The following is a 25,447-nucleotide window of genomic DNA, read 5'->3' on the forward strand; positions in this document are numbered from 1 at the left end:
TTCCTAATTCAAGGGCAGGCAAATAATAGGTTATCCACAGCGGCCGTCAGGCCTGGCCGAGCCAGTCGCGGTCGGTGAGGAAGTAGTCGGTGAGGCGCGCTTCTTCGCTGCCCGGCGCCGCCTTCCAATCGTAGCCCCAGCGCACTTGCGGCGGCAGCGACATCAGGATCGACTCGGTGCGGCCGCCCGACTGCAGGCCGAACAGGGTGCCACGGTCGTACACCAGGTTGAATTCCACGTAGCGGCCACGGCGGAACTCCTGGAATTCACGCTGCTGCTGGGTGTAGGCCATGGCCTTGCGGCGCTGCACGATGGGCAGGTACGCCTCCAGGTAGGCGTCGCCGATGGCGCGCATGAAGGCGAAGCTGGTGTCGAAGTCCCACTCGTTCAAGTCGTCGAAGAACAGGCCGCCCACGCCGCGCGGTTCGTTGCGGTGCTTGATATGGAAATAGCGGTCGCACCAGGCCTTGTAGCGCGGGTACACGTCTTCGCCAAACGGCGCGCAGGCGCGCTCGGCCACGCGGTGCCAGTGAATGCAGTCGTCTTCGTTGGCGTAGTAGGGCGTCAGGTCGAAGCCGCCACCGAACCACCACACCGCTTCCTCGCCTTCCTTCTCGGCAATGAAGAAGCGCACGTTGGCGTGGGACGTCGGCACGTGGGGGTTGTGCGGGTGGATCACCAGAGACACACCCAGGGCTTCGAAGCCACGGCCCGCCAGTTCCGGGCGGTGGGCGCTAGCCGACGGCGGCAGGCCGCTGCCGAAGACGTGGGAGAAGTTGACCCCGCCTTTCTCGATCACCGTGCCGTTCTCGATCACCCGGGTGCGGCCGCCGCCACCGGCGGCGCGGTTCCACGCGTCCTCGACAAAACGGGCGCCACCGTCTTCAGTTTCAAGGGCGCTGCAGATCCGCTCTTGCAGGTCGAGCAGGTAGGCTTTTACGGCTTCGGTGCGGGTAGTCATGGCATCACCTTGTAACGGGCAAAGGCCGGGCAGCGCTGGGGATTACCGCCGCCCGAGAGCAAATTCGGCGCGTAGCATAGCACCCGCGGCCCACTTTGAGCGGTTGACGGCGCGGTTACAAAGGCGTCCGATAGGGGCTTTCCATGCCTGTTTCAGGAGATTGCAGATGGCCAAACGTATTCAGTTCAGCACTAACGGTGGTCCGGAAGTCCTCGAATTCGTCGACTTCCAGCCAGCCGAGCCGGGCCCGCAGGAAGTTCGGGTACGCAACAAGGCCATCGGCCTGAACTACATCGACACTTACTACCGCAGCGGCCTGTACCCGGTGCCGTCCCTGCCGTCGGGGCAGGGCACCGAAGGTGCGGGCGTGGTAGAGGCGGTGGGCAGCGAAGTGACCTCGGTGAAGGTCGGCGACCGCGTGGCCTACGCCGGCGGCCCGCTGGGCGCTTATAGCGAAGTGCACACCCTGCCGGCCGCCGTGCTGGTGAAGCTGCCGGAGGCCATTAGCTTCGAACAGGCCGCCGCGGTGATGCTCAAGGGCCTGACCGTGCAGTACCTGTTCCGCCAGACCTATGAACTGAAACGTGACGAAACCATTCTGTTCCACGCCGCCGCCGGCGGTGTCGGCTCCCTGGCCTGCCAGTGGGCCAAAGCCATCGGCGCCCGGCTGATCGGCACCGTCAGCTCGCCGGAAAAAGCCGCGCGGGCCAAGGCCCTGGGTGCCTGGGAAACCATCGACTACAGCCGCGAAGACGTGACCAAGCGCGTGCTTGAGCTGACCGATGGCAAGAAATGCCAGGTGGTGTACGACGGCGTCGGCAAGGACACCTGGGAAACCTCGCTGGACTGCGTGGAACCGCGCGGTCTGGTGGTCAGCTTCGGCAACGCCTCGGGCGCGGTCAGCGGCGTCAACCTGGGTGTCCTGGCGTCCAAGGGCTCGCTGTACGTGACCCGCCCGACGCTGGGCACCTACGCCACCGCCAGCACCCTGCAGGCCATGGCCGACGAGCTGTTCGGGATGATCACCAGCGGCAAGCTGGACGTGGAGATCAGCCAGCGTTACCCACTGGCCGAAGCGGCGAAGGCGCAGACCGAGCTGTCGGCGCGGCGCACCATGGGTTCGACCATTCTGCTGCCATAACGCCACACGCACCGTAGCAGCGGCCGCAGGCCGCGTCCCAGGCACCGCGTTGGGCCTGACGCGGCCTTCGGCCGCTGCTACGACGGGGTGTTTACGGCCAGCGTTACGGGCGGATCACGTCGCCGGTCACCAGGTCGCGGATGACGCTGGGGTTCTTGCGCCCGCCCAGTTCACCGTTCAGCACCAGGTCCACCTGGCCACGGAAATACTGCTCGATGCGCAGGCGGTTCATGGCTGGCGGCCGCCCGGTCGGGTTGGCGGAGGTCGACACGATCGGCCCCACCAGCGAACACAGCTCACGCACCAGCGGGTGGTCGCTGACACGAATCGCCACGCTGTTGTGCTTGCCGGTGATCCACTCGGGCAGCAGGCCCTGGTGCGGCACCAGCCAGGTGTTGGGGCCCGGCCAGGTGCTGGCCATGCGGTCCAGCCAGATCTCGGGGAAATCCTCGAAGAGGAAATCGAACTGGCGGATGTTGTCCGCTACCAGGATCAGGCCCTTATCCACAGGCCGTGACTTGATCGCCAGCAACCGATAGACCGCTTCCGCGTCCCACGGGTTACAGCCCAGACCCCAAACCGCTTCGGTTGGATAGGCAATTACCGCGCCTGCCTTCACTTCACGCGCGGCTTGTTGCACACGCCAACTGCTCACCATCACTGTTACTCCGCTTGAATGCTGTGAGCAGTGTACTTAGCTGGAGCGCGCAAACCAACGCCCGGCCTCGTTGACCACGCGCCCCTCAAGCTCCAGCTCGGTGAGCGCCTCCAGCAGCTTGGGCAGCGGCCAGGCGCTGGAACGCATCAGTGCCTCGCTGCTTTGCGGCGCCGCGTGCAACAGCGCCAGCAGCGGGTGGTCCACCAGTGGCGCCGGCAGGGCCACCCGCTGCCAGCCGCGCAGGGGCTCGAGAATGTGTTCCACGGTCTCCACCAGCTGCGCGCCATCGCGGATCAACTGGTGGCAGCCCTTGGCCCCCGGGTGATGGATGGAGCCGGGAATGGCGTACACCTCGCGGCCCTGCTCGTTGGCCAGGCGTGCGGTAATCAGCGAACCGCTGGCCAGGCTGGCCTCCACCACCAGCACGCCAAGGGACAAGCCGCTGATGATGCGGTTGCGCCGCGGGAAGTTGGCGGGGATGGGCTCGGCGTCCAGTGGGAACTCGGAAACCACCGCGCTGCCCTCGGCAGCCATCCGCGCCGCGAGTGCCTTGTGCCGCTGTGGATAAAGTTTTTCGATACCTGTGCCCAACACACCGATTGTGTGGCCGCCAACGTCCAGGGCGGCCTGGTGAGCGGCACCATCCACGCCGGCGGCGAGGCCACTGGTGATGACGAAACCGGCCTTGGCCAGGCTGCGCGAGAAGGCCGCGGCGGTGTCCAGGCCAGGGCGCGATGCACGCCGGCTACCGACGATGGCCAGCTGCGGTTTTTCCAGGATGGTGGGGTCACCGGCAACGAACAGCAGCGGCGGTGCGCCACTGGTTTCGGCCAGCAGCGCAGGGTAGCCAGGGTCGTCAAACATCAGCAAATGCTGGCCCGGGCGCTCTAGCCAGGCCATTGCGGCCTTGCCGCCGGCTTTTACCGCAGGGCTGGCACGGGCGTCGCAAGCGGCCGCGGTCATGCCCAGCGCCCGCCAGGCCGATAGCGGCGCCCGCAGCGCCTCGGCTGCCGAACCGAAGGCTTCGAACAACTGGTGGAAGCGTTTTGGCCCGGTGTCGGTCAAGCGATGGAGGCGCAACCGCGCCTCCAGTTCATCCATGGGAAGTGCATCGTTGGCAAAGAGCGGCATCTGATCATCCTTGATTCAGGCCCCTGTACAGCGGCAGGCAAAAGCTGTGGATAACTCTGTTGGTAACTGTTTGACAACTTTCCCGACGGGCTAGGGATTTCTCACCTTGTCCATCACTGCCAGGGAGCGATTGGCGTTGAGCACTAAACCATAGCTGAGCTTTTCATAAGTGCGGAACACCATCAGCAGGCCAGCCCGCTCGTCGGGGATTTTCACCTGCTCGCCGGTCACCCGGTCGCGTACGGTTTCACCGGTCTTGTAGATGGCCAGGACGTTGCCTTCCTTGAGCCCGTCGCGGTTGCCGCGGTCCAGGGTGACCACGTCATACTTGCCGATCTGTGTAACACCCCGTGGTACATCCACGATGGTGCCGCTGATCTGCCGGCTCGGCGCGCTGGGCAGGAAGGTGGAGTTCACCGGCCGTTCCTCGCTGACGAACAGGCGGTCGCCCAGGCGCACTTCCTCGCTGGAGCGCTGCAGGTTGATGGTGGCAATGTCGCCCTCGGTAGCCACTACTTCGCCGCCGCCCATGTTGTCGGCGTTCACGCCCAGCTGCTCGTGGGTGACCGGGTCGGTGTAGACCTTGCCCTTGCGGAAAATACCGTAGGAGGCATGGGCCGGGTCGAAGCTGCCGCGCGCATAGATGCGGTCGCCCATGCCGCTGACCACTCGCTCGCCCTGGCCAGCGACGATGTAGGGCGCGCTGTCGAACGCCTCGCTGCTGTCGAGAATGCGGTTGCTGAGCAGGAAGGCGTTGATCGACTGCAGCGGGATGCTCGGGATGGCCTCGGCCACCGGCGTGCTGCGGATGTGCGGCGACAGCTTGATGGTGCCGCGCGACGCACCGCGCTCCAGCATCAGCTGCGGCTGGCCGTTGACGTAGCTCAGCACCAGCGAATCACCGGGGTAGATCAGGTCAGGGTTGGCGATTTGCGGGTTGGCGTGCCAGATCTGCGGCCACTGCCACGGCTGGCGCAGGAATTTGGCGGAAATGTCCCAAAGTGTGTCGCCCTGAACCACAGTGTAGCGCTGTGGATAACCGTCCTTGAGCTGCACATCGGCGTTGGCCAGGCCGGCGCACGCCATGAGCAGCAGGGCGAGTAGTGATTTCCTCATGCCGTGAATCCCTTTATTATGTACGTTCACGTGAAACGCAGCCCACGCGGCCCTTCTCTCCCTGGGAGAACGTTTGACAGGCAGACCGCCCCCAAGCACCTTGCGCGGCTGCTACCTTTGACTTTACCTCACAGTGCAGCAAATACGCATATGGCTATTTTAAACATCCTCGAATTTCCAGACTCGCGTCTGCGTACCATCGCCAAGCCCGTGGCCGTGGTGGATGACGAAGTTCGCCAGTTGGTCGATGACATGTTTGAAACCATGTACGAAGCGCCTGGCATCGGGCTGGCGGCCACCCAGGTCAACGTGCACAAGCGCGTGGTGGTCATGGACCTGAGCGAAGATCGCAGCGCCCCCATGGTGTTCATCAACCCCGAGTTCGAGTCCCTGACGGACGAAATGGGCCAATACCAGGAAGGCTGCCTGTCGGTGCCCGGCTTCTACGAAAACGTAGACCGCCCGCAGCGCGTCAAGATCAAGGCCCTGGACCGTGACGGCAAGGCCTACGAGCTGATCGCCGAAGGCCTGCTGGCCGTGTGCATCCAGCACGAGTGCGACCACCTCAACGGCAAGCTCTTCGTCGATTACCTGTCTACGCTCAAGCGTGACCGGATCAAGAAGAAGCTGGAAAAAGCCCACCGCCAGCAAGCTTGACCCCTCACATTCCAAAGGCTTGCCACGGCAAGCCTTTTTCTTTTCCAGCGAGTAATCCATGAGCATGCGCATCGTTTTCGCGGGCACGCCCGAATTTGCCGCCGAACACCTCAAGGCCCTGCTGGCCAGCCCTTATGAAGTGGTCGCCGTGTACACCCAACCGGACCGCCCGGCCGGCCGCGGCCAGAAACTGATGCCTAGCCCGGTGAAACAGCTGGCGCTGGAGCACGGCATCCCCGTGCTGCAACCGCCCACCCTGCGCAACGAAGACGCCCAGGCCGAACTGGCCGCGCTCAAGCCCGACCTGATGGTAGTGGTGGCCTACGGCCTGATCCTGCCCCAGGTAGTGCTGGATATCCCACGCCTGGGCTGCATCAACAGCCACGCCTCGCTGCTGCCGCGCTGGCGCGGTGCCGCGCCGATCCAGCGTGCGGTGCAGGCCGGCGACGCCGCAAGCGGCGTGACCGTGATGCGCATGGAAGCGGGCCTGGACACCGGGCCGATGCTGCTCAAGGTCAGCACCCCGATCAGCGCCGAGGATACCGGCGGCAGCCTGCACGACCGCCTGGCGCAGATGGGCCCGCCGGCCGTGATCGAAGCCATCGCCGGCCTGGCCGCCGGCACGCTGCAAGGCGAGGTGCAGGACGACGCCCTGGCCACCTACGCCCACAAGCTGAACAAGGACGAGGCCCGCATCGACTGGAGCCAACCGGCCGAAGTGCTGGAGCGCCTGGTACGCGCCTTCTTCCCGTGGCCCATCTGTCACAGCACCCTGAACGGCGAAGCCGTGAAAGTGCTGGCCGCCACTACCTGCGAAGGGCAGGGCGCGCCCGGCACCATCCTGGGCGCCAGCAAGGACGGCCTGGTGGTGGCCTGCGGCGACCAGGCCCTGTGCCTGACCCGCCTGCAGTTCCCCGGCGGCAAGCCGCTGAACTTCAGTGACCTGTTCAACAGCCGCCGCGAGAAATTCGCCGTTGGCGCGGTGCTGGGCCAATGAACCCGCGTCTCGCCGCCGCCCGCGCCCTTGCCGCTGTCCTCAGCGGCAAGGCCTCGCTGAACAGCTCGCTGCCGCTGCAACTGGACAAGGTGGAAGCCCGCGACCGCGGCTTCACCCAGGACCTGGCCTTCGGCACCGCACGCTGGCAGCCGCGCTTGTCTGCTTTGGCGGAGAAGCTGCTGCAAAAGCCGTTCAAGGCCGCCGACGCCGACGTCGAGGCGCTGATGCTGGTGGGCCTGTACCAGCTGTTCTACAGCCGCGTGCCGGCCCACGCCGCCATCGGCGAAACCGTGGGCTGCGCCGACAAGCTCAAGAAGCCGTGGGCCAAGGCCCTGCTCAACGCCGTGCTGCGCCGCGCCCAGCGCGAGGGCAACGACCTGCTGGCAGAAATGGAACGCGACCCGGTAGTGCGCACCGCGCACCCACGCTGGCTGCAGAAATCGCTGAAGGCCTTCTGGCCCGAGCAATGGGAAGCCATCTGCGCCGCCAACAACGCTCACCCGCCGATGATTTTGCGGGTGAACCGCCGCCACCACAGCCGCGACGCCTACTTGAAGCTGCTCGAGCAGGCCGAAGTCAGCGCCAGCGCCTGCCAGTTCAGCCGCGACGGCATCGTGCTGGAGCAGGCCTGCGACGTGCGCGACCTGCCCGGCTTTGCCGACGGCTGGATCAGCGTGCAGGACGAGGCCGCGCAGTTGGCCGCCGACCTGCTCGACCTGGCCCCCGGCCAGCGCGTGCTCGACGCCTGCTGCGCACCCGGTGGCAAGACTTGCCACCTGCTGGAAGCCGAACCTGCGCTGAAAGGCGTGGTGGCCATCGACCTGGAAGCCAAGCGCCTGGTGCGCGTGCGCGAAAACCTCGACCGCCTGGGCCTCGACGCCCAGCTGATCGCCTGCGATGCCCGCGATACGGCCCAGTGGTGGGACAAGCAGAGCTTCAACCGCATCCTGCTCGACGCCCCGTGCTCGGCCACCGGCGTGATCCGCCGCCACCCGGACATCAAGCTCACCCGCCAGCCCGATGACATCCAGGCCCTGGCCACGCTGCAAGGCGAGCTGCTGGACGCCCTGTGGCCAACCCTGGAAGTGGGCGGCGTGCTGCTATACGCCACTTGCTCGACGCTGCCCACGGAAAACACCGAGGTCATCGAGGCCTTCCTGGCCCGTACCCCTGGCGCCCGCGAGCTGGACCTGGCGACCACGGCCGGTATCAAGCAGCCCCACGGCCGCCAGCTGCTGGCCCAGGAAGGCGGCCACGACGGTTTCTACTATGCCAAGCTGATCAAGATCGCCGCCCAGCGCGCGAGCTGACAGGAGTAGCGGATGAAAATCATCATCCTGGGTGCCGGCCAGGTCGGCGGCACCCTGGCCGAGCACCTGGCGGGCGAGGCCAACGACATCACCGTGGTGGACACCGACGGCGAGCGCCTGCGCAGCCTGGGCGACCGCCTGGACATCCGCACGGTGCAGGGCCACGCCTCGTTCCCCACGGTACTGCTGAAAGCCGGCGCCGAAGACGCCGACATGCTGGTGGCGGTAACCAACAGCGACGAGACCAACATGGTCGCCTGCCAGGTGGCCCACACGCTGTACCACACCCCCACCAAGATCGCCCGGGTGCGCGCGGCGGCCTACCTGACCCGCGACGCGCTGTTCGCCAACGAAGCCATCCCGGTGGACGTGCTGATCAGCCCGGAACAGGTGGTCACCCACTACATCAAGCGCCTGATCGAGATTCCCGGCGCCCTGCAGGTCATCGACTTCGCCGACGGCAAGGCGCAACTGGTGGCGGTGAAAGCCTTCCACGGCGGCCCGCTGGTGGGCCAGCAACTGCGGCAGATTCGCCAGCACATGCCCAACGTCGAGACCCGCGTGGCGGCGATCTTCCGCCGTGACCGGGCGATCCTGCCGCGCGGCGACACCGTGGTAGAGGCCGATGACGAGGTGTTCTTCATTGCCGCCCGCGAGGACATTCGCGCGGTGATGGGCGAGCTGCGCGGCGTGGACGAGAGCAACAAGCGCGTGGTGATCGCCGGCGGCGGGCAGATCGGCGAGCGGCTGGCCGAGGCCATCGAAAGCCGCTACCAGGTAAAGATCATCGAAATGAACCCGGCGCGCTGCCGGCACCTGTCCGACACCCTCAACAGCACGGTCATCCTGCAGGGCAGTGCCTCGGACCGCGACCTGATGGTGGAGGAGAACATCGCCCAGGCCGACATTTTCCTGGCCCTGACCAACGATGACGAGGCCAATATCATGTCGTCGCTGCTGGCCAAGCGCCTGGGCGCGCGCAAGGTGATGACCCTGATCAACAACCCCGCCTACGTGGACCTGGTGCAGGGCGGCGAAATCGACATCGCCATCAGCCCGCAACTGGCCACCATCGGCACGCTGCTGGCCCACGTGCGCCGCGGCGACATTGTCAGCGTGCACTCCCTGCGCCGCGGCGCCGCCGAGGCCATCGAAGCGGTGGCCCATGGCGACGCCAAGTCGAGCAAGGTAGTGGGCCGGGCCATCGAGAACATCGCGCTGCCGTCAGGCACCACCATCGGCGCCATCATCCGCGACGAGCAGGTGATCATCGCCCGCGGCACCACGGTGATCGAGGCGGGTGACCATGTGATCCTGTTCGTTGTGGATAAAAAGTACATTCGTGACGTGGAGAAGCTGTTCCACGTGGGCTTGAGTTTCTTCTAGAAGGATTGTCGCGTGCTCGAATCACTGGAGAAGATGCTGGCCAAGGGTGTGGATAACTCGCTGCTGCGCTTTGGCCTGGGCAAGGGTTACCTGGACCTGGGCGAACATGCCAAGGCGGCGGAGCACCTGGCCCGTTGCGTTGAGCAAGACCCCAAGTATTCGGCGGCGTGGAAGCTGCTGGGCAAGGCGCTGCAGGGGCAGGGCGACGTGGCCGCCGCGCGGGCGGCGTGGCAGCGGGGGATTACGGCGGCGCAGGCCCATGGCGACAAGCAGGCCGAGAAGGAAATGACGGTGTTTCTGAAAAAGCTCGATCGCATGGCGCCTTAGCAACAACCTGCCTGCTCCAGCTGAAGCCACGGTCTCTGTAGCCGCTGCCGCCAGGCTGCGCTGGCCCCCGAGTACGCTGAAGATCTTCAGTGTGGTTCAGAGCCAGCGCAGCCTTCGGCAGCGGCTACAGGGAATCCGCGTCGCCACTGATCGTCAGTACCAGCGCGCCTCGCCGGCAGGGCGCTTCTTGAAGCGCTTCATGCTCCACATGTACTGGCTCGGATACGCCCGCACATAACGCGCAATCACTTCGCTCATGGCCGCCACCGAGGTCTCGGTGTCAGTGCTGTACATGGCCTCCGGCGCTGCTTCCAGGATCACCTTGAAGCCCGAACCATCAGGCAGGCGCAGCGCGTGCAGGAACACGCCCACGGCCTTGCCGCCGGCGAGCATGTTGGGCACGAACTTGCTGGTCAGCGCCTGGGTGCCCAGGAACGGCACGAACACACCCGCCGATTCCGCCGGCTCCGGGTCGGCCGGAATACCCACCTGGCCGCCCTTGCGCACTTCCTTGATGACGCTGAGGATGCCTTCCTTGGTGGACGCCGCCACTCGGTTGCCCAACTGCACGCGCTGCTTCTGCAGCAGTTCGTCCACTGCCTTGAGCTTGGGCGGGCGGTAGAAGATGATCGGCTTGCACTGCATGCAGTAGAAGTGGTTCAGCACTTCCCAGTTGCCCAGGTGGCTGGTGATGCCGACCACGCCCTTGCCCGAGGCCAGGGCCTGCTCGAGGATTTCCAGCCCCTGCACTTCACGCACCAGCTTCAGCGACTTCTCGGCCGGCCAGATCCAGGCGCAGGCGCTCTCGGTCAGGCTCTTGCCGATGTCCATCATGCTCTGGCCCACCAGGCGCTCGCGCGCGACGGGGTCCAGCTCGGGGAAACACTTGGCCAGGTTGATGCGCACGATTTCCCGCGACCGGTTCGGCAGCTTCCAGGTCAGCCAGCCAATGGCCGAGCCCACGGCCTCGACCGCGCGCCACGGCAGCATCGCAAACAACCGCAGGGCCCCGACCATCAGGGCGCCTTTGAACTTATCCACAGCCCACTCCTTTCTTCAGCAAGGCGCCATTGTAACCGTCAGCGGCACAAAGCGGCGTAGCGATCACAATCCTGGGTGTGGTCCATGACCATGCCCGAGGCCTGCATGAAGGCGTAGCAGATGGTCGGCCCGACGAAGGTGAACCCGGCTTTCTTCAGCGCCTTGCTCATGGCTTCGGCTTCCGGCGTCTGCGTGGGAATGTGGCTGCGATCGGGGAAATGGTTGATACGCGGCTTGCCGCCGACGAACGACCACAGCAGCGCCACGGGGTCTTCAAGCTTCAGCCAGGCCTGGGCGTTCTGCCGCGCGGCCTTGATTTTCAGGCGGTTGCGGATGATGCCGGGGTCGAGCATGCGCTCTTCCACCTCGGCGTCGGTCATGCGCGCCAGCCGCTGCGGGTCGAAGCCGAACATCACCTGGCGGTAGTGCTCGCGCTTTTTCAGCACGGTGATCCACGACAGGCCGGCCTGGCAGCCTTCCAGCAGCAGCAATTCGAACAGACGACCGGGGTCACGCAGCTCAACCCCCCATTCTTCGTCGTGATAAGCCTGGTAGATCGGCTCATCCGAGCACCAAAAGCAGCGTGGCATAAGGCTCCATGGGTAGAGGTCAGGGCGAATCGGGGTATACTCCCGCTCTTTATATTCGCAGCCCTAGAAACAGGTGAATTTCGTGAGCCAGCCTACGCCAGCCGTGCGTACCTTCCAAGACTTGATCCTCGCGCTCCAGCAATACTGGGCCGAGCAAGGTTGTGTGGTGCTTCAGCCCTACGATATGGAAGTAGGCGCCGGCACTTTCCATACCGCCACGTTCCTGCGCGCCGTCGGCCCGGAAACCTGGAACGCTGCCTACGTGCAGCCAAGCCGTCGTCCTGGTGACGGCCGCTACGGTGAAAACCCCAACCGCCTGCAGCACTACTACCAGTTCCAGGTGGTCCTGAAGCCAAACCCGGAGAACTTCCAGGAGCTGTACCTGGGCTCGCTGAAGCACATCGGCCTGGACCCGCTGGTCCACGATATCCGCTTCGTCGAAGACAACTGGGAATCGCCGACCCTGGGCGCCTGGGGCCTGGGCTGGGAAATCTGGCTGAACGGCATGGAAGTCACCCAGTTCACCTACTTCCAGCAGGTAGGCGGCATCGAGTGCTACCCGGTCACCGGCGAAATCACCTACGGCCTGGAACGCCTGGCCATGTACCTGCAGGGCGTGGACTCGGTCTATGACCTGGTGTGGACCGACGGCCCGTTCGGCAAGGTCACCTATGGCGACGTGTTCCACCAGAACGAAGTGGAGCAGTCGACCTACAACTTCGAGCACGCCAACGTCGAGAAGCTGTTCGAACTGTTCGACTTCTACGAAAGCGAGGCCAACCGCCTGATCGAGCTGGAGCTGCCGCTGCCGACCTACGAAATGGTCCTGAAAGCGTCGCACACCTTCAACCTGCTCGATGCCCGCCGCGCGATCTCGGTCACCGCCCGCCAGCAGTACATCCTGCGCGTGCGCACCCTGGCCCGCGCCGTGGCGCAAAGCTACCTGCAAGCCCGCGCCAAGCTGGGCTTCCCCATGGCGTCCCCTGATCTGCGTGATGAAGTGTTGGCTAAGCTGGAGGCTGCACAATGAGTGCTCAAGATTTCCTGGTTGAACTGGGCACCGAAGAGCTGCCGCCAAAAGCCCTGAACACCCTGGGCGATGCGTTCCTGGGCGGTATCGAGAAAGGCCTGCAGGCCGCCGGCCTGAACTTCACCGCCAAGAAGGTCTACGCCGCGCCGCGTCGCCTGGCCGTGCTGATCAGCGGCCTGGACACCCAGCAGCCTGACCGCAGCATCAACCTCGACGGCCCGCCACGCCAGGCCGCCTTCGACGCCGAAGGCAACCCTACCCAGGCGGCCCTGGGCTTCGCCAAGAAGTGCGGTGTAGACCTGGCCGAAATCGACCAGAGCGGCCCGAAGCTGCGTTTCAGCCAGCGCATCGTCGGCAAGCCGACTGCCTCGCTGCTGCCGACCATCGTCGAAGACTCGCTCAACGACCTGCCGATTCCCAAGCGCATGCGCTGGGGTGCCCGCAAGGTCGAGTTCGTGCGCCCGACCCAGTGGCTGGTGATGCTGCTGGGCGACCAGGTGGTGGATTGCACCATCCTGGCCCAGAAAGCCGGCCGTGAATCGCGTGGCCACCGCTTCCACCACCCGGAAAACGTGCGCATCAGCGCCCCGGCCAACTACGCCGAAGACCTGCGCAAGGCCTACGTGCTGGCCGACGCCGGCGAGCGTCGTGAACTGATCAGCAAGCGCACCGCCGAGCTGGCCATGCAGCAGGAAGGCACCGCCATCGTGCCGCCGGCCCTGCTGGACGAAGTGACCGCCCTGGTCGAATGGCCAGTGCCGCTGGTGTGCTCGTTCGAGGAGCGTTTCCTGGAAGTGCCCCAGGAAGCCCTGATCACCACCATGCAGGACAACCAGAAGTACTTCTGCCTGCTGGACGTGGACGGCAAGCTGCTGCCGCGCTTCATCACCGTGGCCAACGTCGAGAGCAAGGACCCGAGCCAGATCGTGCTGGGCAACGAGAAAGTCGTGCGCCCCCGCCTGACCGACGCCGAGTTCTTCTTCAAGCAGGACAAGAAGCAGCCGCTGGAAAGCTTCAACGAGCGCCTGCAGAACGTGGTGTTCCAGGCCCAGTTGGGCAGCGTCTACGACAAGGCTGTGCGCGTTTCCAAGCTCGCCGCCTTCATCGCCCCGCTGATCGGCGGCGACGCCCAGCGCGCCGCCCGTGCCGGCCTGCTGTCCAAGTGCGACCTGGCCACCGAGATGGTCGGCGAGTTCCCCGAAATGCAAGGCGTGGCCGGTTACTACTACGCCCTGAACGACGGTGAGCCCGACGACGTCGCCCTGGCCCTGAACGAGCAGTACATGCCGCGTGGCGCTGGCGCCGAGCTGCCAAGCACCCTCACCGGTGCCGCCGTGGCCATCGCCGACAAGCTGGACACCCTGGTCGGCATCTTCGGCATCGGCATGCTGCCTACCGGCAGCAAGGACCCGTACGCGCTGCGCCGTGCCGCCCTGGGCGTGCTGCGTATCCTGATCGAGAAGCAGCTGGACCTGGACCTGGACAAGGCCGTGGCCTTCGCCGTGTCTGCGTTCGGTGCCAACGTCAAGGCCGCCGGCCTGGCTGGCCAGGTGCTGGAATTCATCTTCGACCGCCTGCGTGCGCGTTACGAAGACGAAGGCACCGACGTCGCCACCTACCTGTCGGTACGTGCCCTGAACCCGGGTTCGGCACTGGACTTCGACCAGCGCGTGCAGGCCGTGCAGGCCTTCCGCAAGCTGCCGGAAGCCGCTGCCCTGGCCGCGGTGAACAAGCGCGTGTCGAACCTGCTGGGCAAGGCCGAAGGCTCGATCGCCACTACCGTGGAGCCCAAGTACTTCGACAACGCCCACGAGTTCTCGCTGTACTCGGCCATCCAGCAGGCCGACCAGGCCGTGCAACCGATGGCAGCTGCCCGCCAGTACAACGAAGCGCTCACCCGCCTGGCCGCCCTGCGCGAACCGGTGGATGCGTTCTTCGAAGCCGTGATGGTCAACGCCGAAGACGCCAAGGTACGCGCCAACCGCTACGCCTTGCTGTCGCGCCTGCGTGGGCTGTTCCTGGGCGTTGCCGACATTTCGCTGCTGGGGTAAGCCTTGAAGCTGGTGATACTGGACCGCGACGGAGTCATCAATGAAGACTCCGACGCCTACATCAAGTCGGTGCAGGAATGGATGCCCATCCCCGGGTCCATCGACGCCATCGCGCAGTTGAGCAAGGCCGGCTGGACGGTTGCCGTGGCAACCAACCAGTCGGGCATTGCCCGCGGTTACTACGACCTGGCCACCCTCGACGCCATGCATGCGCGCCTGCGCACGCTGGTGGCGGAGCAGGGTGGCGAAGTCGGGCTGATCGTCTATTGTCCCCATGGTCCGGACGAGGGTTGCGCCTGCCGCAAACCGCGCCCGGGCATGCTGCAGGCCATCGCCGCGCACTACCAGGCCGACCTGGCCGGTGTGTGGTTCGTGGGTGACAGCAAGGGTGACCTGGAGGCTGCGTTGGCCGTCGACTCTCAGCCTGTTCTGGTGAAAACCGGAAAAGGCTGCAAGACCCTGGACAAGGGCTTGCCCGAGGGGACGCTGATTTTCGATGATCTGGCTGCTGTAGCCAGAGCACTTATCCACACCTAGGGCGCCGTTGAATCCCTGAACACTGCCGCACCACCGGATGGCGCGGCAGGCTTGGGTCGATTCGAAGGCGCGCTTCTAACAGGCGGGTTCGCCCGCAACGGTACAAGCCGCTATGTCGATACTGCAGGCGATCCGCATTTTCGTCTTCTACTTGCTGTTGGGCACCAGCTCGCTGCTGTGGTGCACCCTGAGCTTCTTCGTTGCTCCCTTTCTCAAGTTTCCGGCCCGCTACCGTTTCATCAACGTGTACTGGTGCCGCTGCGCGCTGTTCCTGACCCGCACCATCCTCAACATCCAGGTGAAGGTCACCGGTGCCGAGCACGTGCCGGCGCAACGCTGCGTGATCGTCTCCAACCACCAGAGCACATGGGAAACCTTTTTCCTCTCTGCCTATTTCCAGCCCTTGAGCCAGGTGCTCAAGCGCGAACTGCTGTACGTGCCGTTCTTCGGCTGGGCGATGGCCATGCTGCGGCCTATCGCCATTGACCGCGACAACCCCAAGGCGGCCCTCAAGGTCGTTGCCAGCAAGGGCGACGAGCTGCTGAAGGACAACGTCTGGGTGCTGATTTTCCCCGAGGGCACCCGCGTGCCATTCGGCCAGATCGGCAAGTTCTCGCGCAGCGGCTCGGCCCTGGCGGTGAACGCCGAGCTGCCGGTATTGCCCATTGCCCACAACGCCGGCAAGTTCTGGCCCAAGGAAGGCTGGGGCAAGCGCGCCGGGACCATCGAGGTGGTGATTGGCGAGCCGATGTACGCCAACGGCACCGGGCCGCGGGCCATTGCCGAGCTGAACGACCGCGTGGCGGCGTGGAACGAAGCCACCCAGCGGACGCTGGGTTCGCTGCCGGAAAACCCGGAAGTCAAAGACACGCCGGCCGTCGGCTGATCTGTGGATAACTTGTGTACAGTATTTTGATATTTTCCCAAAAGCGTTCGTAAGTGATTAATTTAAAAGCTTATTTCGACACGCGATGGCGCAATGCAAAACGTGCATAAGTTTTTCGAGGCATAAAAAAACCGGCGTTGATCGCCGGTTTTTTCATGCCTGTGGTTTACACCTTGTCCAGGTCCACGCCGCGGGTTTCCTTGAGGCAGAAAATCCCCACTATCAGGCTCACGCCCGTCACCAGCACTGGGTACCAGAGCCCGTAGAAGATATCCCCGGTGTACACCACCAGCGCGAACGACACCGTGGGCAGGAACCCGCCGAACCAGCCGTTGCCGATGTGGTAGGGCAGCGACAGCGAGGTATAGCGGATGCGCGTGGGGAACAGTTCGACCATCACCGCCGCCAGTGGCCCGTAGGTCATGGTGGCGATCAGGATCATGGCCACGATCAGCAGCACCACCATGGGCTGGTTCACCAGGCTGGGGTCGGCTTTCGCCGGGTAGCCAGCGGCCGTCACGGCGGCGCGCATGGCGGCTTCGTCGTAGCCGTCGATGCGCTTGTCACCGATGGTCACCACCACCGGGCTCGCCGCATCGGCCGGCGCGGACGAGTAGGGTAGGCCCTGCTTCACCAGGAACGTCTTGACCTTGTCGCAGGGGCTGTCGAAGCGTGCCTTGCCCACCGGGTCGAACTGGAAGGTGCAGCCCTTGGGGTCGGCCATCACGGTGATCGGCGCCTGGCGGCTGGCCTGGTCGATCTGCGGGTTGGCGTAGTGGCTCAGGGCCTTGAACAGCGGGAAGTACAGCACGGTGGCCAGCAGCAGGCCGGTCATCAGGATCGGCTTGCGGCCGATGCGGTCGGACAGCCAGCCGCAGATCACGAAGAACGGTGCGCCAATGATCACGCTGATGATCAGCAGGCTGTTGGCCTGGTTGGGGTCCATCTTCAGCATCTGGGTCATGAAGAACAGCACGTAGAACTGCGCGCAGTAGAAGGTCACCGCCTGCCCGGCGTTGATGCTGAACAGGGCCGTGAAGACGATCTTGAGGTTCTGCCAGGAGCCGAACGACTCCTTGATGGGCGATTTGCTGGCCTTGCCTTCGGCCTTCATGCGGGCGAAGGTCGGCGATTCGTGCAGGCTCATGCGTATCCAGGTGGAGACGCCCAGCAGGATGATCGACAGCAGGAAGGGCAGGCGCCAGCCCCAGGTCTCGAAGGCGTCGCCGGTCAGGTAGCGGCAACCCAGCACCACCAGCAGCGACAGCAACAGCCCCAGGGTGGCCGTGGACTGAATCCAGCCGGTGTGCAGGCCACGTTTGTCTTTTGGTGCGTGTTCAGCCACGTAGGTGGCGGCGCCACCGTATTCACCCCCCAGCGCCAGCCCCTGGAGCATGCGCAGGCACACCAGGATGATGGGCGCGGCGATGCCGATGCTGGCGTAGGTGGGCAACAGCCCGACGGCGAAGGTGGACAGGCCCATCAGCACGATGGTCATGAGGAAGGTGTACTTGCGGCCGATCATGTCCCCAAGCCGGCCGAACACCAGCGCCCCGAACGGGCGCACCAGGAAACCTGCGGCGAAGGCCATCAAGGCGAAGATGAAGGCGGTGGTCTCATTGACCCCGGCGAAGAACTGCTTGCTGATGACCGCCGCCAGGGCGCCGTACAGAAAAAAGTCGTACCACTCGAACACCGTCCCCAGGGACGACGCAAAGATGATCTTGCGATCTTCGCTGGCTGTAGTCGGCACGACCCCCGCGCCCTGACCCTGTATGTAGTCCGCCATAGTCTTGGTCCTTCCCGCCCTGAGGGCACAGTGATTATTGTTGTTGTCCACTGTCGATGGCCGCGGACTGCGGCGGCCATCGCCGTTCCCGGCCTGTCAGGCGACAGGCTGGGCAATTTGCCTGGTTCTATCCTCCGCACGCGGGGTGCCTTGCAGAATCATCTGCGCGGCCTTTTCCGCGATCATCAAGGTAGGAGTGCAGGTGTTGCCTGACACTATCTCGGGCATGATCGAGGCATCCACCACGCGCAGGCCTTCGATACCGTGCACGCGCAGGGTGGCATCCACTACGTCCTGGGGGCCGTTGCCCATGCGGCAGGTGCCCACCGGATGAAATATAGTCGTGCCGATGGCACTTGCCGCCTGTTGCAGCTGTTCTTCGCTTTCCAGCTGCGGCCCCGGTAGGTATTCGGTGGGGCTGAAGATGCGCAGGGCAGGGGCGTCGACGATGCGCCGGGTAAGCCGGATGGCCTGGGCGGCGACGCGCAGGTCTTCCGGGTGGCTGAGGTAGTTGGGGTCGATGATGGGCGCATCGTCCGGGCTGGCCGAGCTGATATCCACGCGCCCGCGGCTCTTGGGCCGCAGGTTGCACACCGAGGCGGTAAACGCCGGGAAGCTGTGCAAGGGCTCGCCGAAGCGGTCCAGGGACAGCGGCTGCACATGGTATTCGAGGTTGGCGCTGGGCTGCTGCGGGTCAGACTTGATGAACGCGCCCAGCTGGCTGGGCGCCATGGCCAGCGGCCCGCTGCGGTCGTACAGGTAGCGCACGCCCATGCCGAACTTGCCCCACAGGCTGTTGGCCACCTGGTTGAGAGTACGGGTGTTGCTGACCTTGTAGATCAGCCGCAGCTGCAGATGGTCCTGCAGGTTGCCGCCCACGCCGGGCAGCTCGTGCTGCACCGTTATCCCCAGGCGCTCGAGCAGCGGGCGCGGGCCGATGCCGGAACGCTGGAGAATGCCCGGCGAGCCAATCGCCCCAGCGCACAGCAGTATCTCCTTGCGAGCTGTGTATAACTGCGCCAAGCCTGCATGGCGGGCATGCACCGCGGTGGCCCGGCCGTTATCCACAGCCAGGCGGTCCACCTGTACGCCGGTGAGCACCGTCAGGTTGGCGCGCTTGAGCACGGGCCGCAGGAAGGCCTTGGCAGAGTTCCAGCGAATGCCCGAGCGCTGGTTGACCTGAAAATATCCACAGCCCTGGTTGTCCCCGGTGTTGAAGTCATCCACGCTCTCCACGCCGCACTGGGCGGCCGCGCTGCGGAAGGCGTCGAGAATCGGCCAGCGGTAGCGCTGCAGCTCGACGCGCCATTCGCCCTTGCCGCCATGGGCGGCGGAATCGCCGGCATAGTGCTGTTCGCTCTGGCGGAACAGCGGCAGCACGTCCTGCCAGCCCCAGCCGGCGTTGCCCTGGGCCGCCCAGCCGTCGTAGTCGCTGGCCTGGCCACGCATGTAGATCATGCCGTTGATGGACGAGCAGCCGCCCAGCACCTTGCCCCGTGGATAACTCAGGGCGCGGCCATCGAGACCGGGCTGCGGCTGGGTCTTGAAGCACCAGTCGGTGCGCGGGTTGCCGATGCAGAACAGGTAGCCGACGGGGATGTGAATCCAGGGGTAGTTGTCGCGGCCGCCGGCTTCCAGCAGCAGGACGGACACAGCGGGGTCGGCAGAAAGCCGATTGGCCAGCAGGCAACCTGCGGGGCCGGCGCCGACTATCACGTAGTCGTAGGCGCTTGGGGCTGATGGCATGGGGAACCTCGCACCGATTTTTATTCTTGTCTTCCCCCATGGTATTGATTAGCTTCGAGATGAAAACGCGAAATTTCACCCACCGGCTGTGCGTTTTTGAGCAACGGATGAATACCCATGTTCGATTGGAACGACCTGCGGTTTTTTCTCGAATTGCACCGCAGCGGCCGCCTGCTGACCGCCGCCAAGCGCTTGAACACCACCCACAGCACGGTGGCACGGCACATCGAAGCCATCGAGCAGAGCCTGGGCAACGCGCTGTTCGTGCAGCACGCCCAAGGCTATGAGCTGACGCCCGCCGGCCAGGCGCTGCTCAAGCATGCCGAGGCCATGGAAAATGTCGCGCTGCTGGCCCAGGAGGAGATGACCCAGCCGATGATGCCGCTGGGCAAGATCCGCCTGGGGGTGACCGAAGGCATCGGCATCATGTTCCTTACCCCGCGCCTGGGCGGCCTGTTCGAACGCTACCCGGGGCTGGAAGTGGAACTGGTGGCGGTGCCGCGCTTCGTCAGCATCCTCAACCGCGAGGCGGAGATCAGCATTCACCTGGACCGGCCCTCGGCCGACCTGTTGATAACCCGCAAGCTCACCGATTACCGCCTGGCGCTGTACGCCAGCCCCGCCTACCTGCAGCGGGCCCCCGTGCTGGTGAACCGCGAAGACCTCGCCGGCCATGACTGGATCGGCTATGTGGACGACCTGCTGTTCAGCCAGGAACTGCTGTTCCTCAACAGCTTCTGCCGCGCCCCCAACGTGGTGTTCCGCAGCACCAGCGTGATTGCCCAGCAACAGGCGGCGAGGGCGGGCCTGGGCGTGGCGGTGCTGCCCATGTACATGGCCGAGGAGGACCAGGCGCTGGTGCGGGTGGTGCCGGCGGAGACCATCCAGCGCAGCTACTGGATGAGCACCCGCCGCGAGCTGCACAAGTCAGTGCGGCTGCGGGTGGTGTGGGACTACCTGCTGCAGTTGTGCGCGGCCGAGCAGGCACAGCTGCTCAACCGCGGGTGAAGGCTTACTGGAACACCCGGTAGACGCCCAGCGAGAACGACAGCAGGCCCAACCCCAACAGGACGATGCCTGGGGCGCAATCGAGCAGGCGGCGCACCCGGCGGTAGCGGTCCAGGCGCCGTGACAGCAGGCTGTAGGCAATCAGGATGGAGACGTCGATGGCTGCCCAGATCAGGATCAGCGCTGCCGCCTGCACGGTGAAGGGCTCGTGGGGCGAAATGAAGCCCGGCAGGAAGGCCAGGAAGAACAGGATGTCCTTGGGGTTGGACAGGCCCACGCCCATGGTCTTCCAGAAGCCGTAGGCCTTGCCGGAGCATTGCACCGACTCCGACGAGCTGCTGACCAGCGCATTGCCACCCAACCACGCCAGGTACACGCCGCCCAGGATCTGCCCCCAGTTCAGCACCGCGGCGTTGATGTGCAGGGTGGTGTAGATCGCCACCAGCGCGCACACCAGCAGCACTTGCGCCGACACCACGCCGCCGGCGATGGTCCACGCCGGCCAGGCGCGTCGCGCATCGGCGATGACCATGGCGACAATGGGGCCGGGCGAGGCAATCAACAGCAGCACGGCTAGGGCAAAGGAGAGGTAGGTGGTGCTCATAGTCAGATTACCAGGTCGAAGACACGCTGGTTGGTGCCCAGCATCTCGGTGTAGTGGTGTTGCCCGGTGATAGCGAAGGTGCGCTGAATCCAGCGGTCGCTGCCGTCGAGCAGGGCGGTGAAGGGGCTGCGCGCGTGGGCGGTCTTGCGGTTGTCGATGATCAGCAGGTCGCCGGTGGCCAGCTTGACCGGCTGCTTCACTTCCCAGGCAATGTTGTGCAGGTGCTGCAACTGGGCCTGGGCCTGCTCGCTGCGCGCCACCATGAACTGCGGGTCGAAGCGGAAGTAGGGGGCGTTGGGGTCACCGTAGAAAATCGTCTGGTGCTTGCCGATGTCGATGCGGCAGTTCTTCTCGGTGGCGCTGTAGTCGGACAGGAAGTTGTAGGGCTCGTCCAGGAAGAAGGCGGTCTCTTCATGGGTGAGGTGCGCCAGCATGTTGTCGATGGACGTGACATAGGTAATCGCCTCGCCCAGCGGGTCCTGGCGCAGGCACAACAGCAGCAGGTAATCGGGCTGCACGGGGTGGAAGGCGTTCTCGGTGTGCAGGTCGAGCTCGGTGTCGTAGCTGTCGGAGCTGGCAGCCTTGGAATGCGCCTGGTGGGGAAAGAAGTTGTTGATGATGGCGCCCTTGGATTCCTGCGGGTAACCAATCGCCTGGCCCAGCAGTGATGTGGCTTGCAGCAGGCACTGTTCGCTGGCATCGTCGGGCTTGGCCAACGCATCGCGGCTGGTTGGGGTGGCCGGAATCTGGCCGATGGGCAGGTCTTGCAGGTGCAGGTAACCGGCCTGGTTGCCGAAAACCCTGAAGTTGAGGATTTGCGCGATCTGTTCCTGACTCAATCCCCCACTGGTTATGCTCGCGGCCAGCAGCTCATCAATGTTGGTATTTGGCATGACTTCGTTCTCTTGATCCATTGGCAGTCCAGGTCACCTCCTTTCTCCTGAAGTGGGTGGGGCATCCCTTGGAGCCGATCAGAGTAGGGGGGCGGCCATGGCCTTGAAAAACGGATAAAGTGTCCGGGTTGCATGAGCAAAAATCATGGTTAAGGAAAGTGTCATGACTTCGCGGCTACCCCCGCTGTATGCCCTGCGAGCCTTTGAAGTCGCGGCGCGCTATGGATCGTTCACCGTTGCGGCACAAAACCTGTGCATTACCCAGAGTGCGGTGAGCCGCCACGTGAAAACCCTCGAGGACCACCTGGGTTCCCCGCTGTTCGAACGCAAGGGGCCCAAGCTGGCGCTGACCGACACCGGCCGGCTGCTGGCCCACGAGCTGGAGCGCAGCTTCAACGCCATCGAGAACGCCTGCGCCACCGCCCGCCGCCCCAAGGGCACCTTGCGGGTGAAGGCCCCCTCCACCATCACCATGCGCTGGCTGATGAGCACGTTGGAAAGCTTCCAGGCCGACAACGTGGCCGACCGGGTGCAGCTCACCAGCGCCTGGATGGACCTGGACACCGTGGACTTCCGCAACGAGCCGTTCGACTGCGCCGTGCTGCTGAGCAACGGCGACTTCCCCAAGGACTGGAACTTCATCAAGCTGTTCGATGAGTGGCTGGTGCCGGTGTGTGCGCCCTCGGTGTACCGCAAGGGCCCCTGGAACATCGAGCACTTGGGCATGGCCGAACTCATCCACCCCTCGCGCGACTGCCGCGACTGGCGCCGCTGGCTGGAACGGCAGGGGCAGGGCGATGCCGTGGACTGGAACGAAGGCAAGCGCTTCGACACCCTGGAACTGGGCATGACCGCCGCCGCGGGCGGGCACGGGGTATCGATCGGCGACCTGGCGCTGGTGGGGCCACAGTTGAAGGATGGTTCGCTGGTGCTGCCTATACCCACTGCGGTGAAGACGGGGGACAGCTATTACCTGATCTGGTCGCAGCGTAATCCGGAGCATTACCTGCTGGAACGGGTGCGGGATTATTTGTTGGCGAACGTGCCGGCGATCAACACTTCGAACATCCTCATGCTCGACTGATCCCACTCTGTAGCCGCAGCCTGCGGCAGCGGCTACAGGCAATAAAAAACCCGGCACGATGGCCGGGTTTTTTATTGCACCAGAATCAGAAGTCCAGGTTCGAGACCGCCAAGGCGTTGTTCTCGATGAACTCGCGACGCGGCTCGACCGCATCGCCCATCAGGGTGTTGAAGATCTGATCGGCAGCGATCGCGTCTTCGATGGTCACCTTGAGCATGCGGCGCACGGTTGGGTCCATGGTGGTTTCCCACAGCTGGTCCGGGTTCATCTCACCCAGCCCTTTGTAGCGCTGGATGGTGTGGCGCTTGGTGCTCTCGGTCATCAGCCACTCGAGGGCTTCCTTGAACTCCACCACCGGCTTCTTGCGTTCGCCACGCTGCACGTAGGCACCTTCGTCCAGCAAGGTCGCCAGTTGCGCGCCCAGTGCGGTGACGGTGCGGTAGTCGTTGCTGCCGAAGAAGTCGCGGTTGAAGGTGATGTAGCTCGCCAGGCCGTGGGAGGTGATTTCCACTTCCGGCAGCCACACGTTGCGTTCGCGGTCTTCGCGCAGGCTGGCCTTGTAGACCAGGCCCGACTTCTCGCTGGTGCGCAGGCGCGCGTCGAACTTGGCCAGCCAGGCTTGCATGCCAGCGTGGTCCGACAGGTCTTCCAGCGACACCGCCGGCAGGTACACGAAGTGCTCGGTGAGCTCTTGCGGGTACAGGCGCGACAGGCGCTTGAGGGTCTTCATCACCATGCGGAAATCGTTGACCAGGCGCTCCAGCGCCGCGCCCGAGATACCCGGTGCCGAGTCGTTCAGGTGCAGGCTGGCGTCTTCAAGGGCCGACTGGGTCATGTACTCTTCCATGGCCTCGTCGTCCTTGATGTACTGCTCCTGCTTGCCCTTCTTGACCTTGTACAGCGGCGGCTGGGCGATGTAGATGTAGCCACGCTCGATCAGCTCGGGCAGCTGGCGGAAGAAGAACGTCAACAGCAGCGTACGGATGTGCGAACCGTCGACGTCAGCATCGGTCATGATGATGATGTTGTGATAACGCAGCTTGTCGATGTTGTACTCTTCGCGGCCGATGCCGCAGCCCAGCGCGGTGATCAGCGTGCCCACTTCCTGGGACGAGATCATCTTGTCGAAACGAGCTTTCTCGACGTTGAGGATCTTGCCCTTCAGCGGCAGGATCGCCTGGGTACGACGGTTGCGACCTTGCTTGGCCGAGCCACCTGCGGAGTCACCCTCCACCAGGTACAGTTCGGAGAGGGCAGGATCCTTCTCCTGGCAGTCAGCCAGCTTGCCTGGCAGGCCGGCGATATCCAGCGCGCCTTTGCGGCGGGTCATCTCACGGGCTTTGCGCGCAGCTTCACGGGCACGGGCAGCGTCGATCATCTTGCCGACGACGGCCTTGGCCTCGTTGGGGTTTTCCAGCAGGAAGTCGGAGAAGTACTTGCCCATCTCCTGCTCGACCGCGGTCTTCACTTCGGAAGAAACCAGCTTGTCCTTGGTCTGCGAGCTGAACTTCGGATCAGGCACCTTCACCGAGATGATCGCGGTCAAACCTTCACGGGCGTCGTCGCCGGTGGTGGCTACCTTGTTCTTCTTGGCCAGGCCTTCCTGTTCGATGTAGTTGTTCAGGTTACGCGTCAGCGCCGAACGGAAGCCCACCAGGTGAGTGCCGCCGTCGCGCTGGGGGATGTTGTTGGTGAAGCACAACAGGTTCTCGTTGAAGCTGTCGTTCCACTGCAGGGCGATTTCCACGCCCACGCCGTCTTCACGCTGCACGTTGAAGTGGAACACCTGGTTGACCGGGGTCTTGTTGGTGTTCAGGTATTCAACGAACGCACGCAGGCCGCCTTCGTACTTGAAGGTTTCGTCCTTGCCCGAACGCTCGTCCTTCAGGTAGATGCCCACGCCCGAGTTCAGGAACGACAGTTCGCGAATACGCTTGGCCAGGATGTCCCAGCTGAAGTGGATGTTCTTGAAGGTTTCAGCCGAAGGCTTGAAGTGGATCTGGGTACCGGTGGTTTCACTGTCGCCCACGATCTTCATCGGTGCCTGTGGCACGCCATGCACGTAGGTCTGTTCCCAGATCTTGCCGCTGCGGCGCACGGTCAGCACCAGCGTCTCGGAAAGGGCGTTCACCACGGACACACCTACACCGTGCAGGCCGCCGGAAACCTTGTACGAGTTGTCGTCGAACTTACCGCCGGCGTGCAGCACGGTCATGATGACCTCGGCTGCCGATACGCCTTCTTCTTTGTGCACATCAACCGGGATGCCGCGACCGTTGTCACGGACGGTGATGGATTCGTCAGGATGGATAATGACGGTGATGTCGTCGCAGTGGCCGGCCAAGGCTTCGTCGATGGAGTTGTCGACGACCTCGAACACCATGTGGTGCAGACCGCTACCATCATCGGTGTCGCCAATGTACATACCGGGACGTTTGCGTACGGCATCCAGCCCTTTCAGCACTTTAATGCTGGAGGAATCGTACGTTTGATTTTCGCTCATG

General features: G+C 64.3%; 23 protein-coding genes. 12 read left to right on the forward strand and 11 right to left on the reverse strand.

From position 1 onward, the window contains the following. Positions 1 to 46: 46 nt before the first annotated feature. On the reverse strand, positions 47 to 961 hold the full coding sequence (hemF, locus tag AC0Z2B_RS10895) for an oxygen-dependent coproporphyrinogen oxidase (RefSeq protein WP_416421682.1): 915 nt from the start codon (positions 959 to 961) through the stop codon (positions 47 to 49). A 166-nt stretch (positions 962 to 1,127) separates the two neighbouring features. Here hemF and AC0Z2B_RS10900 point away from each other — a divergent pair, with 166 nt between their 5' ends. Next, a complete protein-coding gene (locus tag AC0Z2B_RS10900) occupies positions 1,128 to 2,102 on the forward strand; it encodes an NADPH:quinone reductase (RefSeq protein ID WP_476296613.1) in 975 nt (324 codons plus the stop codon). A gap of 103 nt (positions 2,103 to 2,205) precedes the next feature. Here the strand turns inward: AC0Z2B_RS10900 and tsaC are convergent, their stop codons facing one another. The 3 genes from tsaC to AC0Z2B_RS10915 form a co-directional block, all read right to left on the reverse strand. Then, positions 2,206 to 2,760: an L-threonylcarbamoyladenylate synthase type 1 TsaC gene (gene tsaC / locus AC0Z2B_RS10905; protein WP_416421680.1), complete on the reverse strand. Its 555-nt coding sequence runs from the start codon at positions 2,758 to 2,760 to the stop codon at positions 2,206 to 2,208. Positions 2,761 to 2,796: 36 nt separating this feature from the next. Further along, complete coding sequence (gene dprA, locus AC0Z2B_RS10910) at positions 2,797 to 3,891, reverse strand: DNA-processing protein DprA (protein ID WP_476296615.1); 1,095 nt, start codon at positions 3,889 to 3,891, stop codon at positions 2,797 to 2,799. 90 nt (positions 3,892 to 3,981) lie between these two features. After that, positions 3,982 to 5,007 carry a LysM peptidoglycan-binding domain-containing protein gene (locus AC0Z2B_RS10915; RefSeq protein ID WP_476296617.1) on the reverse strand — a complete coding sequence of 342 codons (1,026 nt, stop codon included), beginning with the start codon at positions 5,005 to 5,007 and terminating at the stop codon, positions 3,982 to 3,984. 150 nt (positions 5,008 to 5,157) lie between these two features. Between AC0Z2B_RS10915 and def the strand changes: the two genes are divergently transcribed. Genes def through AC0Z2B_RS10940 form a run of 5 tightly spaced genes read left to right on the forward strand, consistent with a single transcriptional unit; the run spans position 5,158 to position 9,684 of the window. Beyond that, a complete protein-coding gene (def, locus tag AC0Z2B_RS10920; protein WP_416421677.1) occupies positions 5,158 to 5,664 on the forward strand; it encodes a peptide deformylase in 507 nt (168 codons plus the stop codon). Between the two features lie 58 nt (positions 5,665 to 5,722). Next, complete coding sequence (gene fmt, locus AC0Z2B_RS10925; RefSeq protein ID WP_476296619.1) at positions 5,723 to 6,661, forward strand: methionyl-tRNA formyltransferase; 939 nt, start codon at positions 5,723 to 5,725, stop codon at positions 6,659 to 6,661. Continuing rightward, entirely contained in the window at positions 6,658 to 7,971 is a 1,314-nt protein-coding gene (gene rsmB / locus AC0Z2B_RS10930) for a 16S rRNA (cytosine(967)-C(5))-methyltransferase RsmB (protein WP_416421675.1), read from the forward strand. Before fmt ends, rsmB begins: the two co-directional genes overlap by 4 nt. Positions 7,972 to 7,983: 12 nt before the next feature. Continuing rightward, positions 7,984 to 9,357, forward strand: a complete 1,374-nt coding sequence (gene trkA, locus AC0Z2B_RS10935; RefSeq protein WP_416421674.1) for a Trk system potassium transporter TrkA — start codon at positions 7,984 to 7,986, stop codon at positions 9,355 to 9,357. 33 nt (positions 9,358 to 9,390) lie between these two features. Next, positions 9,391 to 9,684 (forward strand): tetratricopeptide repeat protein, encoded by a 294-nt coding sequence (locus tag AC0Z2B_RS10940; RefSeq protein WP_476296745.1) that lies wholly within the window; start codon positions 9,391 to 9,393, stop codon positions 9,682 to 9,684. A gap of 153 nt (positions 9,685 to 9,837) precedes the next feature. On the opposite strand, the gene AC0Z2B_RS10945 is transcribed toward AC0Z2B_RS10940, so the two are convergent. Both AC0Z2B_RS10945 and AC0Z2B_RS10950 read right to left on the reverse strand, forming a co-directional pair. Further along, positions 9,838 to 10,725, reverse strand: a complete 888-nt coding sequence (locus AC0Z2B_RS10945) for a lysophospholipid acyltransferase (RefSeq protein WP_476296621.1) — start codon at positions 10,723 to 10,725, stop codon at positions 9,838 to 9,840. A 38-nt stretch (positions 10,726 to 10,763) separates the two neighbouring features. Then, entirely contained in the window at positions 10,764 to 11,315 is a 552-nt protein-coding gene (locus tag AC0Z2B_RS10950) for a DNA-3-methyladenine glycosylase I (RefSeq protein ID WP_476296623.1), read from the reverse strand. A gap of 82 nt (positions 11,316 to 11,397) precedes the next feature. Between AC0Z2B_RS10950 and glyQ the strand changes: the two genes are divergently transcribed. The 4 genes from glyQ to AC0Z2B_RS10970 all read left to right on the forward strand — a co-directional run bounded on the left by glyQ (position 11,398) and on the right by AC0Z2B_RS10970 (position 15,819). Beyond that, positions 11,398 to 12,345, forward strand: coding sequence for a glycine--tRNA ligase subunit alpha (gene glyQ, locus AC0Z2B_RS10955; protein WP_008367129.1), 948 nt, complete (start codon positions 11,398 to 11,400; stop codon positions 12,343 to 12,345). Next, positions 12,342 to 14,396 carry a glycine--tRNA ligase subunit beta gene (gene glyS / locus AC0Z2B_RS10960; protein WP_416421671.1) on the forward strand — a complete coding sequence of 685 codons (2,055 nt, stop codon included), beginning with the start codon at positions 12,342 to 12,344 and terminating at the stop codon, positions 14,394 to 14,396. Before glyQ ends, glyS begins: the two co-directional genes overlap by 4 nt. Before the next feature lie 3 nt (positions 14,397 to 14,399). After that, positions 14,400 to 14,933: a D-glycero-beta-D-manno-heptose 1,7-bisphosphate 7-phosphatase gene (gmhB, locus tag AC0Z2B_RS10965; RefSeq protein WP_416421670.1), complete on the forward strand. Its 534-nt coding sequence runs from the start codon at positions 14,400 to 14,402 to the stop codon at positions 14,931 to 14,933. A gap of 112 nt (positions 14,934 to 15,045) precedes the next feature. Next, the gene (locus AC0Z2B_RS10970; RefSeq protein WP_476296625.1) at positions 15,046 to 15,819 is read left to right on the forward strand and encodes a lysophospholipid acyltransferase family protein; all 774 of its coding nucleotides are present in this window, start codon (positions 15,046 to 15,048) and stop codon (positions 15,817 to 15,819) included. A 166-nt stretch (positions 15,820 to 15,985) separates the two neighbouring features. Here AC0Z2B_RS10970 and AC0Z2B_RS10975 read toward each other — a convergent pair whose 3' ends face one another. Next, positions 15,986 to 17,608 carry an MFS transporter gene (locus AC0Z2B_RS10975; protein ID WP_476296627.1) on the reverse strand — a complete coding sequence of 541 codons (1,623 nt, stop codon included), beginning with the start codon at positions 17,606 to 17,608 and terminating at the stop codon, positions 15,986 to 15,988. A 96-nt stretch (positions 17,609 to 17,704) separates the two neighbouring features. Beyond that, a complete protein-coding gene (locus AC0Z2B_RS10980; RefSeq protein WP_476296629.1) occupies positions 17,705 to 19,354 on the reverse strand; it encodes a GMC family oxidoreductase in 1,650 nt (549 codons plus the stop codon). Positions 19,355 to 19,471: 117 nt separating this feature from the next. Here AC0Z2B_RS10980 and AC0Z2B_RS10985 point away from each other — a divergent pair, with 117 nt between their 5' ends. Next, positions 19,472 to 20,362 carry a LysR family transcriptional regulator gene (locus AC0Z2B_RS10985; RefSeq protein ID WP_476296631.1) on the forward strand — a complete coding sequence of 297 codons (891 nt, stop codon included), beginning with the start codon at positions 19,472 to 19,474 and terminating at the stop codon, positions 20,360 to 20,362. A 4-nt stretch (positions 20,363 to 20,366) separates the two neighbouring features. Here AC0Z2B_RS10985 and AC0Z2B_RS10990 read toward each other — a convergent pair whose 3' ends face one another. Then, complete coding sequence (locus tag AC0Z2B_RS10990) at positions 20,367 to 20,966, reverse strand: LysE family translocator (RefSeq protein ID WP_476296633.1); 600 nt, start codon at positions 20,964 to 20,966, stop codon at positions 20,367 to 20,369. 2 nt (positions 20,967 to 20,968) lie between these two features. After that, positions 20,969 to 21,859 (reverse strand): TauD/TfdA family dioxygenase, encoded by an 891-nt coding sequence (locus tag AC0Z2B_RS10995; protein WP_476296635.1) that lies wholly within the window; start codon positions 21,857 to 21,859, stop codon positions 20,969 to 20,971. A 163-nt stretch (positions 21,860 to 22,022) separates the two neighbouring features. Here AC0Z2B_RS10995 and AC0Z2B_RS11000 point away from each other — a divergent pair, with 163 nt between their 5' ends. After that, complete coding sequence (locus AC0Z2B_RS11000) at positions 22,023 to 22,943, forward strand: LysR substrate-binding domain-containing protein (protein ID WP_476296637.1); 921 nt, start codon at positions 22,023 to 22,025, stop codon at positions 22,941 to 22,943. 85 nt (positions 22,944 to 23,028) lie between these two features. On the opposite strand, the gene gyrB is transcribed toward AC0Z2B_RS11000, so the two are convergent. Further along, positions 23,029 to 25,446, reverse strand: a complete 2,418-nt coding sequence (gene gyrB, locus AC0Z2B_RS11005) for a DNA topoisomerase (ATP-hydrolyzing) subunit B (protein ID WP_416421662.1) — start codon at positions 25,444 to 25,446, stop codon at positions 23,029 to 23,031. Position 25,447 lies beyond the last annotated feature (1 nt).

Source organism: Pseudomonas sp. GYB4201 (assembly GCF_056312595.1).